Annotated in this window: 17 protein-coding genes; 2 read left to right on the forward strand and 15 right to left on the reverse strand. The window is 58.5% G+C overall.

All coding sequences use genetic code 11. From position 1 onward, the window contains the following. Nucleotides 1-123 precede the first annotated feature (123 nt). Complete coding sequence (gene fdxA / locus AC0ZWN_RS22695; RefSeq protein WP_007908827.1) at nt 124-447, forward strand: ferredoxin FdxA; 324 nt, start codon at nt 124-126, stop codon at nt 445-447. A gap of 526 nt (nt 448-973) precedes the next feature. Here the strand turns inward: fdxA and rpoS are convergent. From rpoS to AC0ZWN_RS22735, 8 genes are all read right to left on the reverse strand, one after another. Next, nucleotides 974-1,984, reverse strand: coding sequence for an RNA polymerase sigma factor RpoS (gene rpoS, locus AC0ZWN_RS22700; protein WP_038357938.1), 1,011 nt, complete (start codon nt 1,982-1,984; stop codon nt 974-976). A 106-nt stretch (nt 1,985-2,090) separates the two neighbouring features. Beyond that, the gene (locus tag AC0ZWN_RS22705) at nt 2,091-2,960 is read right to left on the reverse strand and encodes a peptidoglycan DD-metalloendopeptidase family protein (protein WP_093436549.1); all 870 of its coding nucleotides are present in this window, start codon (nt 2,958-2,960) and stop codon (nt 2,091-2,093) included. Nucleotides 2,961-3,172: 212 nt separating this feature from the next. Then, a complete protein-coding gene (locus AC0ZWN_RS22710; RefSeq protein WP_171057346.1) occupies nt 3,173-3,808 on the reverse strand; it encodes a protein-L-isoaspartate(D-aspartate) O-methyltransferase in 636 nt (211 codons plus the stop codon). 41 nt (nt 3,809-3,849) lie between these two features. Next, a complete protein-coding gene (gene surE / locus AC0ZWN_RS22715) occupies nt 3,850-4,599 on the reverse strand; it encodes a 5'/3'-nucleotidase SurE (RefSeq protein ID WP_007908831.1) in 750 nt (249 codons plus the stop codon). Beyond that, nucleotides 4,587-5,645 (reverse strand): tRNA pseudouridine(13) synthase TruD, encoded by a 1,059-nt coding sequence (gene truD, locus AC0ZWN_RS22720; protein WP_095050410.1) that lies wholly within the window; start codon nt 5,643-5,645, stop codon nt 4,587-4,589. Before truD ends, surE begins: the two co-directional genes overlap by 13 nt. Beyond that, complete coding sequence (gene ispF / locus AC0ZWN_RS22725; RefSeq protein ID WP_034149878.1) at nt 5,642-6,115, reverse strand: 2-C-methyl-D-erythritol 2,4-cyclodiphosphate synthase; 474 nt, start codon at nt 6,113-6,115, stop codon at nt 5,642-5,644. The genes truD and ispF overlap by 4 nt, the downstream gene beginning before the upstream one ends. 43 nt (nt 6,116-6,158) lie before the next feature. After that, on the reverse strand, nt 6,159-7,004 hold the full coding sequence (fghA, locus tag AC0ZWN_RS22730) for an S-formylglutathione hydrolase (RefSeq protein ID WP_476336602.1): 846 nt from the start codon (nt 7,002-7,004) through the stop codon (nt 6,159-6,161). 65 nt (nt 7,005-7,069) lie between these two features. Beyond that, on the reverse strand, nt 7,070-8,182 hold the full coding sequence (locus tag AC0ZWN_RS22735) for an S-(hydroxymethyl)glutathione dehydrogenase/class III alcohol dehydrogenase (RefSeq protein ID WP_007908835.1): 1,113 nt from the start codon (nt 8,180-8,182) through the stop codon (nt 7,070-7,072). Nucleotides 8,183-8,298: 116 nt separating this feature from the next. Between AC0ZWN_RS22735 and AC0ZWN_RS22740 the strand changes: the two genes are divergently transcribed. After that, entirely contained in the window at nt 8,299-9,195 is an 897-nt protein-coding gene (locus tag AC0ZWN_RS22740; protein ID WP_257357118.1) for a LysR family transcriptional regulator, read from the forward strand. A gap of 143 nt (nt 9,196-9,338) precedes the next feature. On the opposite strand, the gene ispD is transcribed toward AC0ZWN_RS22740, so the two are convergent. From ispD to AC0ZWN_RS22775, 7 genes are all read right to left on the reverse strand, one after another. Next, a complete protein-coding gene (gene ispD / locus AC0ZWN_RS22745; RefSeq protein WP_476336603.1) occupies nt 9,339-10,046 on the reverse strand; it encodes a 2-C-methyl-D-erythritol 4-phosphate cytidylyltransferase in 708 nt (235 codons plus the stop codon). Then, the gene (gene ftsB / locus AC0ZWN_RS22750) at nt 10,043-10,321 is read right to left on the reverse strand and encodes a cell division protein FtsB (protein ID WP_007908838.1); all 279 of its coding nucleotides are present in this window, start codon (nt 10,319-10,321) and stop codon (nt 10,043-10,045) included. The genes ispD and ftsB overlap by 4 nt, the downstream gene beginning before the upstream one ends. Nucleotides 10,322-10,492: 171 nt before the next feature. Further along, nucleotides 10,493-11,782: a phosphopyruvate hydratase gene (gene eno / locus AC0ZWN_RS22755; RefSeq protein ID WP_093436567.1), complete on the reverse strand. Its 1,290-nt coding sequence runs from the start codon at nt 11,780-11,782 to the stop codon at nt 10,493-10,495. A 157-nt stretch (nt 11,783-11,939) separates the two neighbouring features. Next, on the reverse strand, nt 11,940-12,785 hold the full coding sequence (gene kdsA / locus AC0ZWN_RS22760; protein WP_016985082.1) for a 3-deoxy-8-phosphooctulonate synthase: 846 nt from the start codon (nt 12,783-12,785) through the stop codon (nt 11,940-11,942). Nucleotides 12,786-12,790: 5 nt separating this feature from the next. After that, complete coding sequence (locus AC0ZWN_RS22765; protein ID WP_093436570.1) at nt 12,791-14,422, reverse strand: CTP synthase; 1,632 nt, start codon at nt 14,420-14,422, stop codon at nt 12,791-12,793. A gap of 274 nt (nt 14,423-14,696) precedes the next feature. Next, nucleotides 14,697-16,025 (reverse strand): tRNA lysidine(34) synthetase TilS, encoded by a 1,329-nt coding sequence (tilS, locus tag AC0ZWN_RS22770; RefSeq protein WP_476336606.1) that lies wholly within the window; start codon nt 16,023-16,025, stop codon nt 14,697-14,699. A gap of 132 nt (nt 16,026-16,157) precedes the next feature. Continuing rightward, on the reverse strand, nt 16,158-17,105 hold the full coding sequence (locus tag AC0ZWN_RS22775; RefSeq protein ID WP_108225216.1) for an acetyl-CoA carboxylase carboxyltransferase subunit alpha: 948 nt from the start codon (nt 17,103-17,105) through the stop codon (nt 16,158-16,160). Nucleotides 17,106-17,122 lie beyond the last annotated feature (17 nt).

The raw sequence follows: 17,122 nt of genomic DNA on the forward strand, positions 1-17,122 counted from the left end.
TTAGAATCTCGCGCGGTTTGGGATGCTGCTGGCTAATAGCCTAGCCAGCAGGTATCGCTCCCGAACCTGGCGACCCCAACCGTGAAGGGGCAACGCTGCCGCCGCCTGAGGAGAAAATTAGAAATGACCTTCGTCGTCACCGACAACTGCATCAAGTGCAAGTACACCGACTGCGTAGAAGTGTGTCCGGTGGACTGCTTTTACGAAGGCCCGAACTTCCTGGTGATTCACCCGGATGAGTGCATCGACTGCGCCCTGTGCGAACCGGAATGCCCGGCCGTAGCCATTTTCTCCGAGGACGAAGTTCCGGAAGAGATGCAGGAATTCATTCAACTCAACGTTGAGCTGGCTGAAATCTGGCCGAACATCACCGAGAAGAAAGAATCGCTGCCGGATGCCGAAGAGTGGGATGGCGTCAAAGGCAAGATCAAAGACCTCGAACGCTGATCTGTCGCGCGTTCAATAAAAGGCCCCTTGCGGGCCTTTTTGCTTTTTGCGGGTTCTACTTTTCTGCAGGCGAAAAAAGGGGCGGTATGACCCGCCCACATTTTTTCCCTATTCCCTGTATTCCTTTTCATCGTCCTGATGAATCGCGTCCTGCGATGTCCGTTCCCCTCTTCCTTGAAGGGCGTGTCTGTCCGTCGACACAACCCAGATACTAAAGAGTTCCCTGCCGAGAGCAATCGGCCGTAGGAGCGAAAGAGCGCTGTAATAAGCACTTCACATTAAAAAATATATATAAAATTCAATAAGTTAGAATTAGCCATCTAGAGCAATCGACGTCTACTCCCGCATAAAGATAGTGAACACTTACGAAAGAGTAAGCCAAGGCTTACACCGCGAGACTACAAACGATGGAAATGCCAACCATACGTCCGGCAATGCGCAGGGTGGTGCTGGATTGCCAACAAATTCAGGCCAACAAAAAACCCCGAACCAGTCGGGGCTTCTTGCGGGCGAGCGTGGGAGGCGCTTACTGGAACAGCGACTCGCTCGACAGGCCATTCTTCTCGAGGATTTCACGAAGGCGCTTGAGACCTTCTACCTGGATCTGCCGCACCCGTTCCCGGGTCAGGCCGATCTCCAGACCTACATCTTCCAGAGTGCTGCTCTCATGACCGCGCAGGCCGAAGCGGCGTACGACCACCTCGCGCTGCTTGTCGGTCAACTCCGACAGCCATTGATCGATGCTCTGCGACAGGTCGTCATCCTGCAGCAATTCACAAGGATCGGTCGGACGATCGTCGGTAAGGGTGTCCAGCAGGGTTTTATCCGAATCCGGACCCAGCGAGACGTCGACCGAAGAAACCCGCTCGTTCAGGCCAAGCATGCGCTTGACCTCGCCCACCGGTTTTTCCAGCAGGTTGGCAATTTCTTCGGGTGAAGGTTCGTGGTCGAGCTTCTGCGTCAGCTCCCGTGCAGCCCGCAGGTACACGTTGAGCTCCTTGACCACATGGATCGGCAACCGGATGGTCCGGGTCTGATTCATGATCGCGCGCTCGATGGTCTGACGAATCCACCAGGTCGCGTAGGTCGAGAAGCGGAAGCCGCGCTCGGGATCGAACTTTTCCACCGCCCGAATCAATCCGAGGTTGCCCTCTTCGATCAGATCCAGCAGCGACAGCCCCCGATTGACGTAACGCCGGGCGATTTTGACCACCAGCCGCAGGTTACTTTCAATCATGCGCTTGCGTCCGGCCGGATCGCCACTTTGCGACAGTCGCGCAAAATGAACTTCTTCTTCCGGAGAGAGCAGTGGGGAAAAGCCGATTTCGTTGAGATACAACTGCGTGGCATCAAGTGCACGCGTGTAGTCGATGTACTTATGTTGTTTAAGTGAAGCGGAGTGTTTGGATTTGGAACGAACGGAAGGTGGAGCAGCCCCTTCATCATTCGACATCGAAGATTCCGAATCGATGCCGGTCTCCATAAGGAGAACCTCATCGTCGATGTCAAACTCCGGCACTTCTTTACTGAGAGCCATTGTTATAGTCCTTTGGTGAGTTCGACCCCAAGCTCAAGCGACGCCTTTATCCTTGGCAGCGCTGGAGCCTGTCCCCTCTACGCGACGGAACAGGCTGGCCTACAAATCAACGTCTTGGCAGGAACTGCAGCGGATCTACAGGTTTACCTTGGCGGCGAATCTCAAAATGCAGTTTCACCCGGTCTGTACCCGTTGACCCCATTTCGGCAATTGTCTGTCCGACCTTGACCTGCTGTCCCTCCCGAACCAACAGCCTGCGGTTATGTCCGTAGGCACTGACGTAGGTTTCGCTGTGTTTGATGATGACTAATTCGCCGTAGCCCCTTAAGCCACTCCCGGCGTATACCACCGTCCCATCAGACGCAGCTAAAACAGGCTGTCCCAAATCTCCGGCGATATCAATTCCTTTATTCAAACTACCGTTTGAAGAGAATTTTCCAATCAGAATGCCATTAGATGGCCATCCCCAGCCGGTCGGGGCTGGGCCTGCCGGAGGCAACGGCGCGGGCGCTTGCTTGTTGGCGACGGACGGTACAGCCCCCGTAGAACCGGTGGTTGTAGTGGTCGTGGTGCCATTTGCCTGGCGCCGGATTACCGTGGTTTTACTCGACGAAGAAGGTGAAGAACTGCTGTTGCTCACCACCGCCGTCGGCGTTGAACCGGTGCGGCCGTCGAAGCGAATCGTCTGACCCGGATGGATCGTATATGGCGTAGGAATATTGTTCCGGGCCGCGAGGGCTTTGTAGTCCCAGCCGTAGCGAAATGCGATCGAAAACATCGTATCGCCCGGACGGACTACATATTGTCCGGTCGTCACCGTAGGACGCTGGGCCACCGCGTTGTTGCGATCGACCACCCGCACATTGCTCGATTTGGTGCTGGAGCAACCGACCAGCAAGGTGCTCAAGACGAGGCCAGTCACCAGGCGCTGAAAGCTCGTGTTACCCATACGCTGCGCAATGACTGTGAGACTCACCCGCCGCTCCCTTTGTGGTGGCTGAAAAATGTGGAATGCCGGATGTCGGCATGAGGTGTCGCAAGTATAACGGGCCGGATCGGCTTTACCTTTAATGAAGCGAAATCGCTTCACGCACACGTTTGCCAGCTGACAATCTGCTGCGTTTAAACCATCGTCGCCGAAGTAAGACACAAGCGAACGAAAGGAATTCAGCGCACGCAAACAAATGCTCAGGCCAGTGGCCCATTGAGCAACGGCACAAAACGGACAGCCCCGAGAACATGCCGGGAAAAGCCGTTTTCCTCACGCACGATCAGCAACAATTGCTGCACTTCCCCGGAGCCCACCGGAATCACCATGCGTCCGCCCGGAGCCAGTTGGTCAAGCAAGGCTTGCGGTACATCCGTGGCCACGGCGGTGACGATAATACCGTTATAAGGTGCCAGCGCCGGCCACCCTTCCCAACCATCGCCCCAGCGGAACACCACGTTGCGCAGGTTAAGTTCAACCAAACGTTCCTTGGCGCGATCCTGCAGTACCTTGATGCGCTCAACCGAGAACACCCGCTCAACCAGTTGTGACAACACCGCCGTCTGGTAACCGGAACCGGTGCCGATCTCCAGCACCTTATCCAGTGGGCCCGCCTCCAGCAGCAGCTCGCTCATGCGCGCCACCATATAAGGCTGGGAAATCGTCTGGTTATTGCCGATCGGCAGCGCCGTGTCTTCATAAGCACGGTGTGCCAGCGCTTCATCGACGAACAGATGACGCGGCGTACGCCGGATCACTTCCAGCACCTTGGCGTTGGACACGCCCTCTTCGTACAGGCGCTGGATCAGCCGCTCGCGGGTACGCTGAGAGGTCATGCCGATCCCGCTGCGCAGCCTGTCTTCATGTTCACGGGCCATCAGCGCAGTCCCTCCAGCCAGCCATCGAGGCTTCTGAACGCATCGTTGAAGGTGCGATCAAGCTGCAACGGGGTGATGGAAACGTAGCCCTGCATCACCGCATGGAAGTCCGTGCCCGGGCCGCCGTCTTCGGCGTCGCCGGCTGCAGCAATCCAGTAACCGGCCTTGCCACGCGGATCGACCACTTTCATCGGCGCCGCTGCACGGGCGCGATGGCCGAGGCGGGTCAATTGAATACCGCGAATATGGTCGATCGGCAGATTGGGAATATTCACGTTGAGCACCGTGCGCGGTGGCAGATCAAGCCCGGCATGGGCCTCGACCAGTTTGCGCGCAAAGTAGGCCGCCGTCGGCAGATTATCCACCTGCCGCGAGACCAGCGAAAAAGCGAACGACGGACGCTCGAGAAAACGTCCCTCAAGGGCGGCCGCCACTGTCCCGGAATACAGCACGTCATCGCCAAGATTGGCGCCGAGGTTGATCCCGGAAACCACCATGTCCGCCTCGCGCTCCAGCAAGCCGTTGAGGCCCAGGTGCACGCAGTCGGTCGGAGTGCCGTTGAGGCTGATAAAGCCGTTGGCCAGGTATTGCGGGTGCAGCGGACGGTCGAGCGTCAGCGAACTGCTGGCGCCGCTTTTGTCCTGCTCCGGGGCGATAACCACGCACTCGGTGTAATCCGCCAGCGCAGCATAAAGCGCGGCGAGACCGGGTGCGGTTACCCCATCGTCGTTAGAAATCAGAATACGCATGGGCTGTCCGTCTGCCCCACCGGCACCAGATCAACGAGTTCGCGCACCAATACGGTGGCGAAGCATCCGGCCGGGAGGACGAATTCCAGTTGCAGAATGTCAGGCTGGGGATAATGCCACGTCAACCCGGCAATGGGCAGCCGCAGGATGCGACGTTCGTGGCTCATGCCGGCATGAATCAACCAATCGCGCAGCTCTGCTTCATCGGCGGCGATCCCCTGCTCCAATTCATGGACAACGCCTGCGGTCGGCGAGTCACCTTCGCCCCACTGTGGACCGGTCGGGTGCAGATCGAGAATCGCCAGACGCGGGTCGCTGCATTCAGCTTCTCCGGCCGGGAAAAAACTGCGGCTGTCGGTGAACGCGAGCAGGTCGCCGACCTGGGCTTTTTGCCAGGTGCCATCGGCCACTCGTGCGGCGAGCACCTTGTTGAAGAGAAAACTGCGCGCGGTCGAGAGCAGGCGCGAACGCACATTGCGTTGTTCCGGCAAGGCCTTGCGCGCCGCCCACGAACGCGCGTCAACGACGTTGCCGCCGTCGTGGCCGAAACGCTGGGCGCCGAAATAATTGGGGATGCCTTGTTGGGCTATCAGCTGCAGGCGCTGTTCAATTGCTGCTTTGTCGCCATCGAACTGAGTCAAACGCAAGGTGAAACCGTTGGCCGAATGCGCACCGCGTTGCAGTTTGCGTTTGTGGCGAGTGGTCTTGAGAATCTTCAGCGTGTCGTTTTCCGCCGCCGACAGATCCGGATCGGCCTTGCCCGGCAATTGCACGCTGAACCACTGGCGAGTCAGCGCCTGACGATCCTTGAGGCCAGCATAGCTCACCGTGCGCAACGGCACGCCGGCAGCCTTGGCGATACGCCGCGCAGCTTCTTCAGTGTTCAGGCCGCGTTTTTCGACCCAGATCCACAGATGTTCGCCATCGCCGCTGAACGGAATATCGAGGACTTCATCGACCTGAAAGTCTTCAGCGATGGCTTTCAGTACCGCAGTGCCGAGGGGTTCACCATAGGCCCGCGGGCCGAGCAATTGCAGTTCGTTCATGCGCGCAGCAACAAGGCAACGGAGTGCACGGCGATACCTTCTTCGCGACCGACAAAGCCGAGCTTTTCGGTGGTGGTAGCTTTCACGTTCACTTGATCCAACTCAACTTGAAGATCCGCCGCGATCAGCGCGCGCATCGATTCGATATGCGGGGCCATTTTCGGTGCCTGGGCAACGATAGTGTTATCGACATTGCCGACTTTCCAGCCTTTGGCATGGATCAGCGCGACCACATGACGCAGCAGCGCACGGCTGTCGGCGCCCTTGAATTGCGGGTCGGTGTCCGGAAAATGCTTGCCGATATCACCCAGCGCAGCGGCGCCGAGCAAGGCATCGCTCAAGGCGTGCAGCAGGACGTCACCGTCGGAATGAGCGAGCAGCCCGAAGCTGTGTGCGATGCGCACGCCGCCCAGAGTAATGAAATCGCCTTCAGCGAAACGGTGCACATCATAGCCGTGGCCAATACGCATAAAAAAACGCCCCGATTTTTGTCAGGGCGTGATTCTACCTGCATTAGTCCCGAAGGGCTTGTGCGTGATGCTGCAAGTGGTCGTCTATGAAGCTTGAGATGAAGAAATAGCTGTGGTCGTAGCCCGGTTGCAGGCGCAATGTCAGCGGATGACCCGCTTGTTTTGCCGCTTGTTGCAGAGCTTCGGGTTTGAGCTGGGTGGCGAGGAAGTCATCGCGATCCCCTTGATCGACCAGCAGCGGCAGTTTTTCATCCGCCTCGGCAATCAGTGCGCAGGCATCCCACTCTTTCCATTTAGAACGGTCTTCGCCCAGGTAGCGCGAAAAGGCCTTCTGACCCCACGGGCAATCCATCGGGTTGTTGATTGGCGAGAACGCCGACACCGATTGATAGCGTCCCAGGTTACGCAGCGCGCAGACCAGCGCACCGTGACCGCCCATGGAGTGACCGCTGATGCTGCGTTTGTCCGAGGCGGGGAAATGCGCTTCGACCAGTGCAGGCAACTCATGCACGACATAGTCATGCATCCGATAGTGGCGCGACCAAGGTTCCTGCGTGGCATTCAGATAGAAACCGGCACCGAGGCCGAAATCCCACGCGCCATCCGGATCACCCGGCACATCCGGCCCACGGGGGCTGGTGTCCGGCGCAACGATGATCAGACCCAGTTCGGCAGCCATGCGCATCGCGCCGGCCTTTTGCATGAAATTCTCGTCGGTGCAGGTCAGGCCCGACAACCAGTACAGCACCGGCAACTTACCGCCCTGCTCCGCCTGCGGTGGCAGGTACACGGCGAACACCATGTCGCAACCGAGCACGTCTGAGCGATGGCGATAACGCTTGTGCCAACCGCCGAAACTCTTCTGACAGGAGATGTTTTCCAGACTCATGTAAAGACTCCTACACGGTCATGAGCGCAAGCCTTCAAGACTTGCGCCCATGTCGCCACGATTGATCAGAAATGAATGACGGTACGGATGCTCTTGCCTTCGTGCATCAGGTCGAAGGCCTTGTTGATGTCTTCCAGGCCCATGGTGTGGGTGATGAAAGTATCCAGCGGAATCTCGCCGCTCTGGGCCATGTCGACGTAGCTTGGCAACTCGGTACGACCGCGCACGCCACCGAATGCCGAACCGCGCCAGACGCGACCAGTCACCAGCTGGAATGGACGGGTAGCGATTTCCTGGCCGGCACCGGCCACACCGATGATCACCGACTCGCCCCAACCTTTGTGGCAGCACTCAAGGGCGGCGCGCATCAGTTGCACGTTGCCGATGCATTCGAAGGAGAAGTCGACGCCGCCATCGGTCATGTCGACAATCACTTCCTGAATCGGACGATCGAAATCTTTCGGGTTCACGCAGTCGGTTGCACCCAGTTGCTTGGCAATCTCGAACTTGGCCGGGTTGATGTCGATGGCGATGATGCGCGCAGCCTTGGCTTTCACCGCTCCGATCACTGCCGACAGACCGATGCCGCCCAGACCGAAGATGGCCACGGTGTCACCCGGTTTGACCTTGGCGGTGTTGAGCACGGCACCGATACCGGTGGTGACGCCGCAACCCAGCAGGCAAACCTTTTCCAGTGGCGCATCCTTGGAGATCTTGGCCACGGAGATTTCCGGCAACACGGTGTATTCCGAGAACGTCGAAGTGCCCATGTAGTGGAAAATGGTTTCGCCCTTGTAGGAAAAACGCGAGGTACCGTCCGGCATCAAACCCTTGCCCTGAGTCGCGCGAATCGCCTGACACAGGTTGGTCTTGCCCGACTTGCAGAATTTGCACTGGCCGCATTCCGGGGTGTACAGCGGAATGACGTGATCGCCCACCGCAACCGAGGTCACGCCTTCGCCGATCGCTTCGACGATGGCGCCGCCTTCGTGGCCGAGGATCGACGGGAAGATACCTTCCGGGTCTGCACCGGACAGGGTGTAGGCATCCGTGTGGCAAACCCCGGAAGCCACCACGCGCAGCAACACTTCACCAGCCTTGGGCATGGCGACATCGACTTCTACGATTTCCAGCGGCTTCTTGGCCTCGAAGGCAACGGCGGCGCGCGACTTGATCATGCTGACTCTCCAGTGAATCCATTGAATAAAAAACCAGACGGCCAGTGTAGTTCAACGCCAACTGATGAATAATCAGGACAAAAGCAAAACATTATTGCCATACAGGGATAATCCCGATGTCCGAAAATCGCTGGGAAGGCATCGACGAGTTCGTCGCCGTCGCTGAATGCAGCCAGTTCACTGCCGCTGCCGAGCGTCTTGGAGTTTCGTCCTCGCACATCAGCCGACAAATCGTACGGCTGGAAGAAAGACTTCAGACGCGCCTGCTCTATCGCAGCACACGCCGGGTGACGCTGACCGAGGCCGGGCAGACCTTCCTGCAACATTGCCAACGCTTGCAGGATGGCCGCGAAGAAGCCTTGCGCGCCGTCGGCGATCTGACCAGCGAACCGAAAGGCATGCTGCGCATGACCTGCGCAGTAGCCTACGGCGAGCGTTTCATCGTGCCGCTGGTGACGCGGTTTATGGGCCTTTATCCGCAGTTGCGCATCGATATCGAATTGAGCAATCGCCAGCTCGATCTGGTGCATGAAGGCCTGGATCTGGCGATTCGCCTGGGCCGCTTGCAGGATTCGCGGTTGGTCGCGACACGCCTGGCGCCACGGCGAATGTATCTGTGCGCGTCACCGTCCTACGTCGAGCGGTACGGTCGCCCACATAGCCTGTCGGAATTGAGTCGGCACAATTGCCTGATTGGCAGCTCGGACATCTGGCAGCTTGAGCAAAACGGGCGGGAGTTTTCCCAGCGCGTGCAGGGCAACTGGCGCTGCAACAGCGGGCAAGCGGTGCTGGATGCGGCGTTACAGGGGGTGGGGTTGTGTCAGTTGCCTGATTATTACGTGCTGGAGCATTTGCACAGCGGCGCGCTAATTTCGTTGCTGGAGGCGCATCAGCCACCAAATACGGCGGTGTGGGCGCTGTACCCGCAACAGCGGCACTTGTCGCCGAAGGTGCGCAAGTTGGTGGATTTTTTGAAGGTGGGGTTGGCTGAGCGACCGGAGTATCGAAGCTGAGAGATGGGTTGCTCATGCGTCCGCCTTCGCGAGCAAGCTCGCTCCCACAGTGGACCTGCAGTGACTGCAAATCTGGTGTCAGGCGCAAATCAAATGTGGGAGCGAGCTTGCTCGCGAAGGCTGCGGAATAGGCGCCACAGCAATCAGCGGCGATTCGCCCAACGCTGACGCAACCACTCCAGATCTTCCGGCCGGGTCACCTTGAGGTTATCCGCCCGCCCTTCAATCAGGCGAGGCTTAAGCCCCGCCCACTCCATCGCCGATGCTTCATCAGTGATCACAGCATCCGCCACCAGACTGTCCGCCAACGCCCGATGCAGCGTACCGAGGCGAAACATCTGCGGCGTATACGCCTGCCAGATCACGCTGCGATCGACGGTTTCCAGCACTCGACCGTGCTTGTCGACTCGCTTCAAGGTGTCGCGCGCCGGGACGGCGAGCAGGCCGCCGACCGGATCGTCCGCCAGTTCATCCAGTAACTTGTCGAGATCTTCGCGACTCAGATTCGGTCGTGCCGCGTCGTGCACCAGCACCCAATCCTCATCATCGGCACCCTGCGCATGCAAATGCAGCAAAGCATTGAGCACCGAACCGGAACGCTCGGCGCCGCCCTCGACGCGCTGAATACGCGAGTCGCCAGCGCACGCCAGGTTCGGCCAATAAGGATCATCAACAGCAAGACTGACCACCAGGCCCTTGAGGCTTGGGTGATCGAGGAAACAGCCGAGGCTGTGTTCGAGAATTGTGCGTCCGCCCAGTTGCAGGTATTGCTTGGGACGGTCCGCGGCCATTCGGGCACCAATGCCCGCAGCAGGAATCACGGCCCAGAAGGCCGGCAGGGAATTGATCATTGGGCCAACTGGTAAAGGGTTTCGCCGTCCTTGACCATGCCCAGTTCGTGACGAGCCCGCTCTTCAACGGTCTCCATGCCCTTTTTCAACTCGCTGACTTCAGCGTCCATCACGCGATTGCGCTCCAGCAAACCTTCGTTCTCGGCGTGTTGATCAGCTATCTGCTGATTCAGCTCGGCGACTTGCGCCAGACTGCCATTGCCCACCCACAGGCGGTACTGCAAACCGGCCAGTAGCAAGAGCAAAACGAGAAACAACCAGTAAGGACTGCGCATCGAATATCAGGTATCCAGTGAAAAAAGACAGCCACGCCAAAACTTTGAAGCATCTGATAGCACGAAGCCTGGAAGACCCAGGCTTGTGCTGTTAAGGCATCAGATTAGTGGCAAATCCATCGCTGTCACGACTTTTTCGACACAATCCGGTGTCCTTCCATCGATTTGTACTTAGCCGCGGAACTCGCTGCGACCGTTGTACTTGGCCTTGCCATTCAACTGCTCTTCGATACGCAGCAGTTGGTTGTACTTGGAAACGCGGTCGGAACGGCACAGCGAGCCGGTCTTGATCTGGCCAGCCGAAGTGCCCACAGCCAGGTCGGCAATGGTCGAATCTTCGGTTTCGCCCGAACGGTGCGAGATCACTGCAGTGTAACCGGCAGCCTTGGCCATCTGGATGGCTTCCAGGGTTTCGGTCAGGGTGCCGATCTGGTTGAACTTGATCAGGATCGAGTTGGCGATCTTTTTATCGATGCCTTCTTTCAGGATCTTGGTGTTGGTTACGAACAAGTCGTCGCCCACCAGTTGAGTCTTCTCGCCGATCTTGTCGGTGAGGATCTTCCAGCCAGCCCAGTCGGACTCGTCCAGACCGTCTTCGATCGAGATGATCGGATAACGTTCGGTCAGGCCTTTGAGGTAATCGGCGAAACCTTCAGCGGTGAACACCTGGCCTTCGCCGGACAGGTTGTACTTGCCGTCTTCGTAGAATTCGCTGGCCGCGCAGTCCAGGGCCAGGGTCACGTCGGTGCCCAGTTTGTAACCGGCGTTGGCCACTGCTTCGGAGATCACTTTCAGCGCGTCTTCGTTGGAGGCCAGGTTCGGTGCGAAACCGCCTTCGTCGCCAACGGCAGTGCTCAGGCCACGGGCCTTCAGCACAGCTTTGAGGTGATGGAAAATCTCGGTGCCCATGCGCAGACCTTCCGAGAAAGACTTGGCGCCAACCGGCTGTACCATGAATTCCTGGATGTCGACGTTGTTATCAGCGTGCTCGCCACCGTTGATGATGTTCATCATCGGCACCGGCATCGAGTAGACACCCGGAGTACCGTTGAGGTTAGCGATGTGTGCGTACAGCGGCAGGTCCTGGTCCTGCGCAGCAGCCTTGGCCGCAGCCAGGGACACGGCGAGGATGGCGTTGGCGCCCAGGGTTGCCTTGTTTTCGGTACCGTCGAGCTTGATCATCGCGTGATCCAGGGCTTTCTGGTCGCTTGGGTCGGTGCCCAGCAGCAGATCGCGGATCGGACCGTTGATATTGGCTACCGCTTTGAGCACGCCCTTGCCCAGGTAACGGCTCTTGTCGCCATCACGCAGCTCGAGTGCTTCACGCGAGCCAGTGGATGCACCGGACGGCGCGCAAGCGCTGCCGATGATGCCGTTGTCGAGAAGCACGTCCGCTTCCACGGTGGGATTGCCACGGGAGTCGAGAACTTCACGACCTTTGATGTCGACGATTTTTGCCATTGTTGTAAACACTCCAAAGTTGACGAAAACGACGCAGCTAGAGGAAATCTTTTTACCGTCGGCAAGGGGTGTGCAGCGGGCAGGCTTGCAGACGATAACGCTCACACCCGAGGGCATGAGCGACAAATCGTGCGGTACTTTACCGGAGAATTGAGGTTTACGCGGTTTCTACCGTCGGAAAACTCTTCACCAGTTCGTCCAAAGCCTTGAGCTGGGCCAGAAATGGCTCCAGTTTGTCCAGACGCAAGGCGCAAGGGCCATCGCATTTGGCGTTGTCCGGATCCGGATGCGCTTCGAGGAACAGACCTGCCAACGACTGGCTCATGCCCGCCTTGGCCAGATCCAGAACCTGGGCACGGCGACCGCCGGCGGAGTCGGCACGACCACCCGGCATTTGCAGCGCATGGGTCACGTCGAAGAATACCGGGTACTCGAACTGCTTCATGATGCCGAAGCCGAGCATGTCGACCACGAGGTTGTTGTAGCCGAAGCTCGAACCACGCTCGCAGAGGATCAATTGATCGTTACCCGCTTCCACGCACTTGTTCAGGATGTGTTTCATTTCCTGAGGCGCGAGGAACTGGGCTTTCTTGATGTTGATCACTGCATTGGTCTTGGCCATCGCGACGACCAGATCGGTCTGGCGCGACAGGAAGGCCGGCAGTTGAATGATGTCGCAGACCTCTGCGACGACCGCAGCCTGATCAGGCTCGTGGACGTCGGTGATGATCGGCACGCCAAAGGCTTGTTTGATGTCCTGGAAGATGCGCATGCCCTCTTCCAGGCCAGGACCACGATAAGAGGTCACAGAAGAACGGTTAGCCTTGTCGAAACTGGCCTTGAACACGTAAGGGATACCGAGTTTTTCGGTGACCTTTACGTACTCTTCGCAAACCTGCATGGCCATGTCACGGCTTTCCAGCACGTTCATGCCGCCGAACAGCACCATGGGTTTGTCGTTGGCAATTTCGATGTCGCCGACGCGGATGATCTTCTGTGCCATCGGGGTTACGCCTTCTTCTGGTGTTGAGCCAACGCTGCTTTGACAAAACCGCTGAACAGCGGATGGCCATCACGTGGTGTCGAGGTGAACTCAGGGTGGAACTGGCAAGCAACGAACCATGGGTGATCGGCCGCTTCAACCACTTCAACCAGCGCCGCATCAGCGGAGCGACCGGAGATTTTCAGGCCAGCTTCGATCAGCTGTGGCAGCAGGTTGTTGTTCACTTCGTAACGGTGACGGTGACGCTCGACGATCACGTCCTTGCCGTAGCAGTCGTGGACCTTGGAACCGGCTTCAAGCAGGCAGTCCTGAGCGCCAAGGCGCATGGTGCCACCCAGGTCGGACGACTCGGTACGCACTTCAACGGCACCGGTCGCGTCTTCCCACTCGGTGATCAGACCGACCACCGGATGACCGCTGGCGCGATCGAACTCGGTGGAGTTGGCGTCTTTCCAGCCCATCACGTTACGGGCGAACTCGATGACCGCCACTTGCATGCCCAGGCAGATACCCAGGTACGGAACCTTGTTTTCGCGAGCGTACTGAACGGCAGTGATCTTGCCTTCCACGCCACGCAGACCGAAGCCGCCCGGTACGAGGATCGCGTCAACACCTTCGAGCAGCGCAGTGCCCTGGTTTTCGATGTCTTCGGAATCGATGTAACGCAGGTTGACCTTGGTGCGGTTGCTGATGCCGGCGTGACTCATCGCTTCGATCAGCGACTTGTAGGCGTCCAGCAGTTCCATGTACTTGCCGACCATGGCGATGGTCACTTCGTGTTCCGGGTTCAGCTTGGCGTCAACCACTGCGTCCCACTCGGACAGATCCGCGCTGCCGCATTGCAGGCCGAAACGCTCAACGACGAAATCGTCCAGACCCTGCGAGTGCAGGATGCCCGGGATCTTGTAGATGGTGTCGGCGTCTTCCAGCGCGATCACCGCACGTTCTTCAACGTTGGTGAACTGAGCGATCTTGCGACGCGACGAGATGTCGATCGGGTGATCGGAACGGCACACCAGCACGTCTGGCTGCAGGCCGATCGAACGCAGTTCTTTTACCGAGTGCTGGGTTGGTTTGGTCTTGGTTTCGCCAGCCGTGGCGATGTACGGCACCAGTGTCAGGTGCATCAGCATCGCGCGCTTGGCGCCGACTTCGAAACGCAGTTGACGGATGGCTTCGAGGAACGGTTGCGACTCGATGTCACCGACGGTGCCACCGATTTCAACCATCGCCACGTCAGCGTCACCGGCACCCTTGATGATGCGGCGCTTGATTTCGTCGGTGATGTGCGGGATCACCTGGATGGTTGCACCCAGGTAGTCACCACGGCGTTCTTTGCGCAGCACGTGCTCGTAGACACGACCGGTGGTGAAGTTGTTGTTCTGGGTCATGGTAGTGCGGATGAACCGCTCGTAGTGCCCCAGGTCCAGGTCGGTCTCGGCGCCGTCGTGGGTGACGAACACTTCACCGTGCTGGAACGGGCTCATGGTGCCCGGATCGACGTTGATGTACGGATCCAGCTTCAGCATGGTGACCTTAAGTCCCCGCGCCTCCAGGATGGCTGCCAATGAAGCCGATGCAATGCCTTTCCCCAATGAAGAAACAACACCGCCCGTGACGAATATGTAGCGCGTCATGAAAAACCCTAGAAGTCTGCGTTAAAGCGGTACGAGCCGCCGGGGAAAGCGAAGGAAGGCCGAAGCCCCCGATCACCTGCATTAATCACAGTGCACCTTTCAAAAAAACCGCCGCGTTGGGACAGACCGGCAGGTGAAACACCGGTACGTTGCTCGCTACACATTTTTTGGAATCGCCCAGCAAAGACTGCTTGGTAATCGGCAACTCCTGCAATTCAGGCGAATCCACAGAAGTTGTATCAAGAAGGGAGCGTAGTCTACCGGAATGCTCCTTTCAGCTCAAACCTTGATCTTCGTCTGTTGGCAGCCAATGCAATTTCCAGCCATCCTGTGCATGACCATCAAGTCCCGGCAGATTCGCCACCGCGAGCAATTCATCGCCGCGAAACAGCAGCGGCAATCTGCCACGCATGAAGCCCGGGACCGCGCGCTCATTGAGCAGGCGCTTGAGGTCACGGTGGCCGCGATCCGCCAGATGCATGACTTCACCGCCCTGACGATAGGCAATGCGCAAAGGCCCGACGGGAGTCTGCCCGCTGAACGTGACACGTCCGTTATCGGCCAAGCGTAGCGCTGACGCCGGGCTCTGCCACTCGACGCCGATCATCGGCGTGCGTAGCCAGTGACCGCTGAGCCACCACAGACGACCGGCACTGCGGTGCAACTCGCCATCGGCCAGACGCCAGACCGGTGACGCATCAGGAGCGGCATCGCACAGATCCGTCCAACCCGACCAATGGTCGGTGTCAGGCAGGCGCGTCAGCGGCTCAAGCCAGTGACTGAGGGCGTTTCGCTGGCGGGCGGCAGACAACGCCGCCAGCGGCGCCAACTCCAGCGACGGTAATCCCAGCCATTCGAAATCATGAGCGGTAGCGGCTTGCGTCAGATCGATCTGCGCCAATTCATCCAGCAACCCTTGGGCTTCACGCAGATGCGCGGCACTGCGAGCCATGCTTGTCTGTGCTTGCGGCCAGCGTTCGCTCAGCAACGGCATGACCTGATGACGCAGGTAATTGCGCGAGAACTGTCGATCCTGATTTGACGGGTCTTCGATCCAGCTTAACGAGTGAGCCTGTGCGTAACGTTCCAGCTCGGCTCGAGTGACATCCAGCAACGGGCGAATCAACATGCCCTGCCCCACTGGCCTTTGCTGCGGCATTCCCGACAATCCGCGCACTCCCGCTCCACGCAGCAGCCGGAACAGCAGTGTTTCCGCCTGATCATCACGGTGCTGACCAGTGATTAACACCTCATTAGCTTGGGTCAGCGCATTGAACACGGCGTAACGCGCATCCCGCGCCGCCCGCTCCAGACTCGCGCCTAGTTGCACCGTCACATGCTCGATCAGCAACGGCACTCCCAGCGCATCACACACGGACTGGCAATGTTGCGGCCACGCATCAGCCGCAGCCTGAAGGCCGTGATGGATATGGATAGCGCTTAGCGCGGGGATGGATTCGGTTTTTGCCAGATCGGCAAGCAGGTGCAGCAGGACGGTGGAATCGAGACCACCGGAAAACGCGATACGCCAATGAGCGGCATTGCGCCAAGGCTCAAGGCTGTGCAAAAGCCGTGAAGGCAAATCAATCATGGACTGCCCCATATTTAACTCTTTGCCCCAAAACAAATGTAGGAGTGAGCCTGCTCGCGATAGCGGTGTGACAGCCAACACATTGGTTGAATGTTACGCCCTCATCGCGAGCAGGCTCACTCCTACAGGGGTATTGCGCTCGACTTAGAGACCGTAGCTCATCAGTCGATCATAACGGCGCTTCAGCAACGCTTCGTTATCGAACTTTTTCAGCATCGCCAGTTGCGAGCTCAGCTCGGCACGGATCGACGCAGCGGCAGCTGCCGGATCACGGTGGGCGCCGCCCAGAGGCTCGCTGATCACCTTGTCGACGATACCGAGGCCTTTCAGACGCTCGGCAGTGATGCCCATTGCTTCAGCAGCATCCGGCGCTTTTTCGGCGGTTTTCCACAGAATCGAAGCGCAACCTTCCGGCGAGATTACCGCGTAGGTCGAGTACTGCAGCATGTTCAGCTGGTCGCAGACGCCAATGGCCAGTGCACCACCGGAACCACCCTCACCGATAACGGTGGCGATGATCGGGGTCTTCAGGCGCGACATCACGCGCAGGTTCCAGGCGATCGCTTCGCTCTGGTTACGCTCTTCAGCGTCGATACCCGGGTAAGCACCCGGGGTGTCGATGAAGGTCAGGATCGGCATTTTGAAACGCTCGGCCATCTCCATCAGACGGCAAGCCTTGCGGTAGCCTTCCGGACGCGGCATGCCGAAGTTACGGCGCACCTTCTCACGGACTTCACGACCCTTCTGGTGACCGATGATCATCACCGGCTGGTCTTCCAGACGGGCGATACCGCCAACGATGGCCGCGTCGTCAGAGAAGTGACGGTCACCGTGCAGTTCGTCGAACTCGGTGAAGATGTGCTCGATGTAGTCGAGGGTGTACGGGCGTTTCGGGTGACGCGCCAGACGTGCGATCTGCCAGCTGGTCAGTTTGCCGAAGATGTCTTCGGTCAGCGTTTTGCTCTTGTCCTGCAGGCGGGAGATCTCATCGCCGATATTCAGCGAATTGTCATTACCGACCAAGCGCAACTCTTCGATCTTGGCTTGCAGGTCGGCGATCGGCTGTTCGAAATCTAGAAAATTCGGGTTCATAGGCGTCCGTCTTGGGT

The organism is Pseudomonas sp. 3B-A001-10F, from assembly GCF_056313565.1.

Excerpts from the sequence above, each read along its gene's own strand:
- ispF (WP_034149878.1), bottom strand. The coding sequence starts at position 6,115 with ATGCGTATTGGCCACGGCTATGATGTGCACCGTTTCGCTGAAGGCGAT.
- fdxA (WP_007908827.1), top strand. The coding sequence starts at position 124 with ATGACCTTCGTCGTCACCGACAACTGCATCAAGTGCAAGTACACCGAC.
- ispD (WP_476336603.1), bottom strand. The coding sequence starts at position 10,046 with ATGATCAATTCCCTGCCGGCCTTCTGGGCCGTGATTCCTGCTGCGGGC.
- kdsA (WP_016985082.1), bottom strand. The coding sequence starts at position 12,785 with ATGGCACAGAAGATCATCCGCGTCGGCGACATCGAAATTGCCAACGAC.
- AC0ZWN_RS22710 (WP_171057346.1), bottom strand. The coding sequence starts at position 3,808 with ATGACCTCTCAGCGTACCCGCGAGCGGCTGATCCAGCGCCTGTACGAA.
- truD (WP_095050410.1), bottom strand. The coding sequence starts at position 5,645 with ATGAACGAACTGCAATTGCTCGGCCCGCGGGCCTATGGTGAACCCCTC.
- AC0ZWN_RS22765 (WP_093436570.1), bottom strand. The coding sequence starts at position 14,422 with ATGACGCGCTACATATTCGTCACGGGCGGTGTTGTTTCTTCATTGGGG.
- AC0ZWN_RS22775 (WP_108225216.1), bottom strand. The coding sequence starts at position 17,105 with ATGAACCCGAATTTTCTAGATTTCGAACAGCCGATCGCCGACCTGCAA.
- tilS (WP_476336606.1), bottom strand. The coding sequence starts at position 16,025 with ATGGGGCAGTCCATGATTGATTTGCCTTCACGGCTTTTGCACAGCCTT.
- surE (WP_007908831.1), bottom strand. The coding sequence starts at position 4,599 with ATGCGTATTCTGATTTCTAACGACGATGGGGTAACCGCACCCGGTCTC.
- AC0ZWN_RS22735 (WP_007908835.1), bottom strand. The coding sequence starts at position 8,182 with ATGATCAAGTCGCGCGCCGCCGTTGCCTTCGAGGCCAAGAAGCCGCTG.
- AC0ZWN_RS22740 (WP_257357118.1), top strand. The coding sequence starts at position 8,299 with ATGTCCGAAAATCGCTGGGAAGGCATCGACGAGTTCGTCGCCGTCGCT.
- rpoS (WP_038357938.1), bottom strand. The coding sequence starts at position 1,984 with ATGGCTCTCAGTAAAGAAGTGCCGGAGTTTGACATCGACGATGAGGTT.
- eno (WP_093436567.1), bottom strand. The coding sequence starts at position 11,782 with ATGGCAAAAATCGTCGACATCAAAGGTCGTGAAGTTCTCGACTCCCGT.
- ftsB (WP_007908838.1), bottom strand. The coding sequence starts at position 10,321 with ATGCGCAGTCCTTACTGGTTGTTTCTCGTTTTGCTCTTGCTACTGGCC.
- fghA (WP_476336602.1), bottom strand. The coding sequence starts at position 7,004 with ATGAGTCTGGAAAACATCTCCTGTCAGAAGAGTTTCGGCGGTTGGCAC.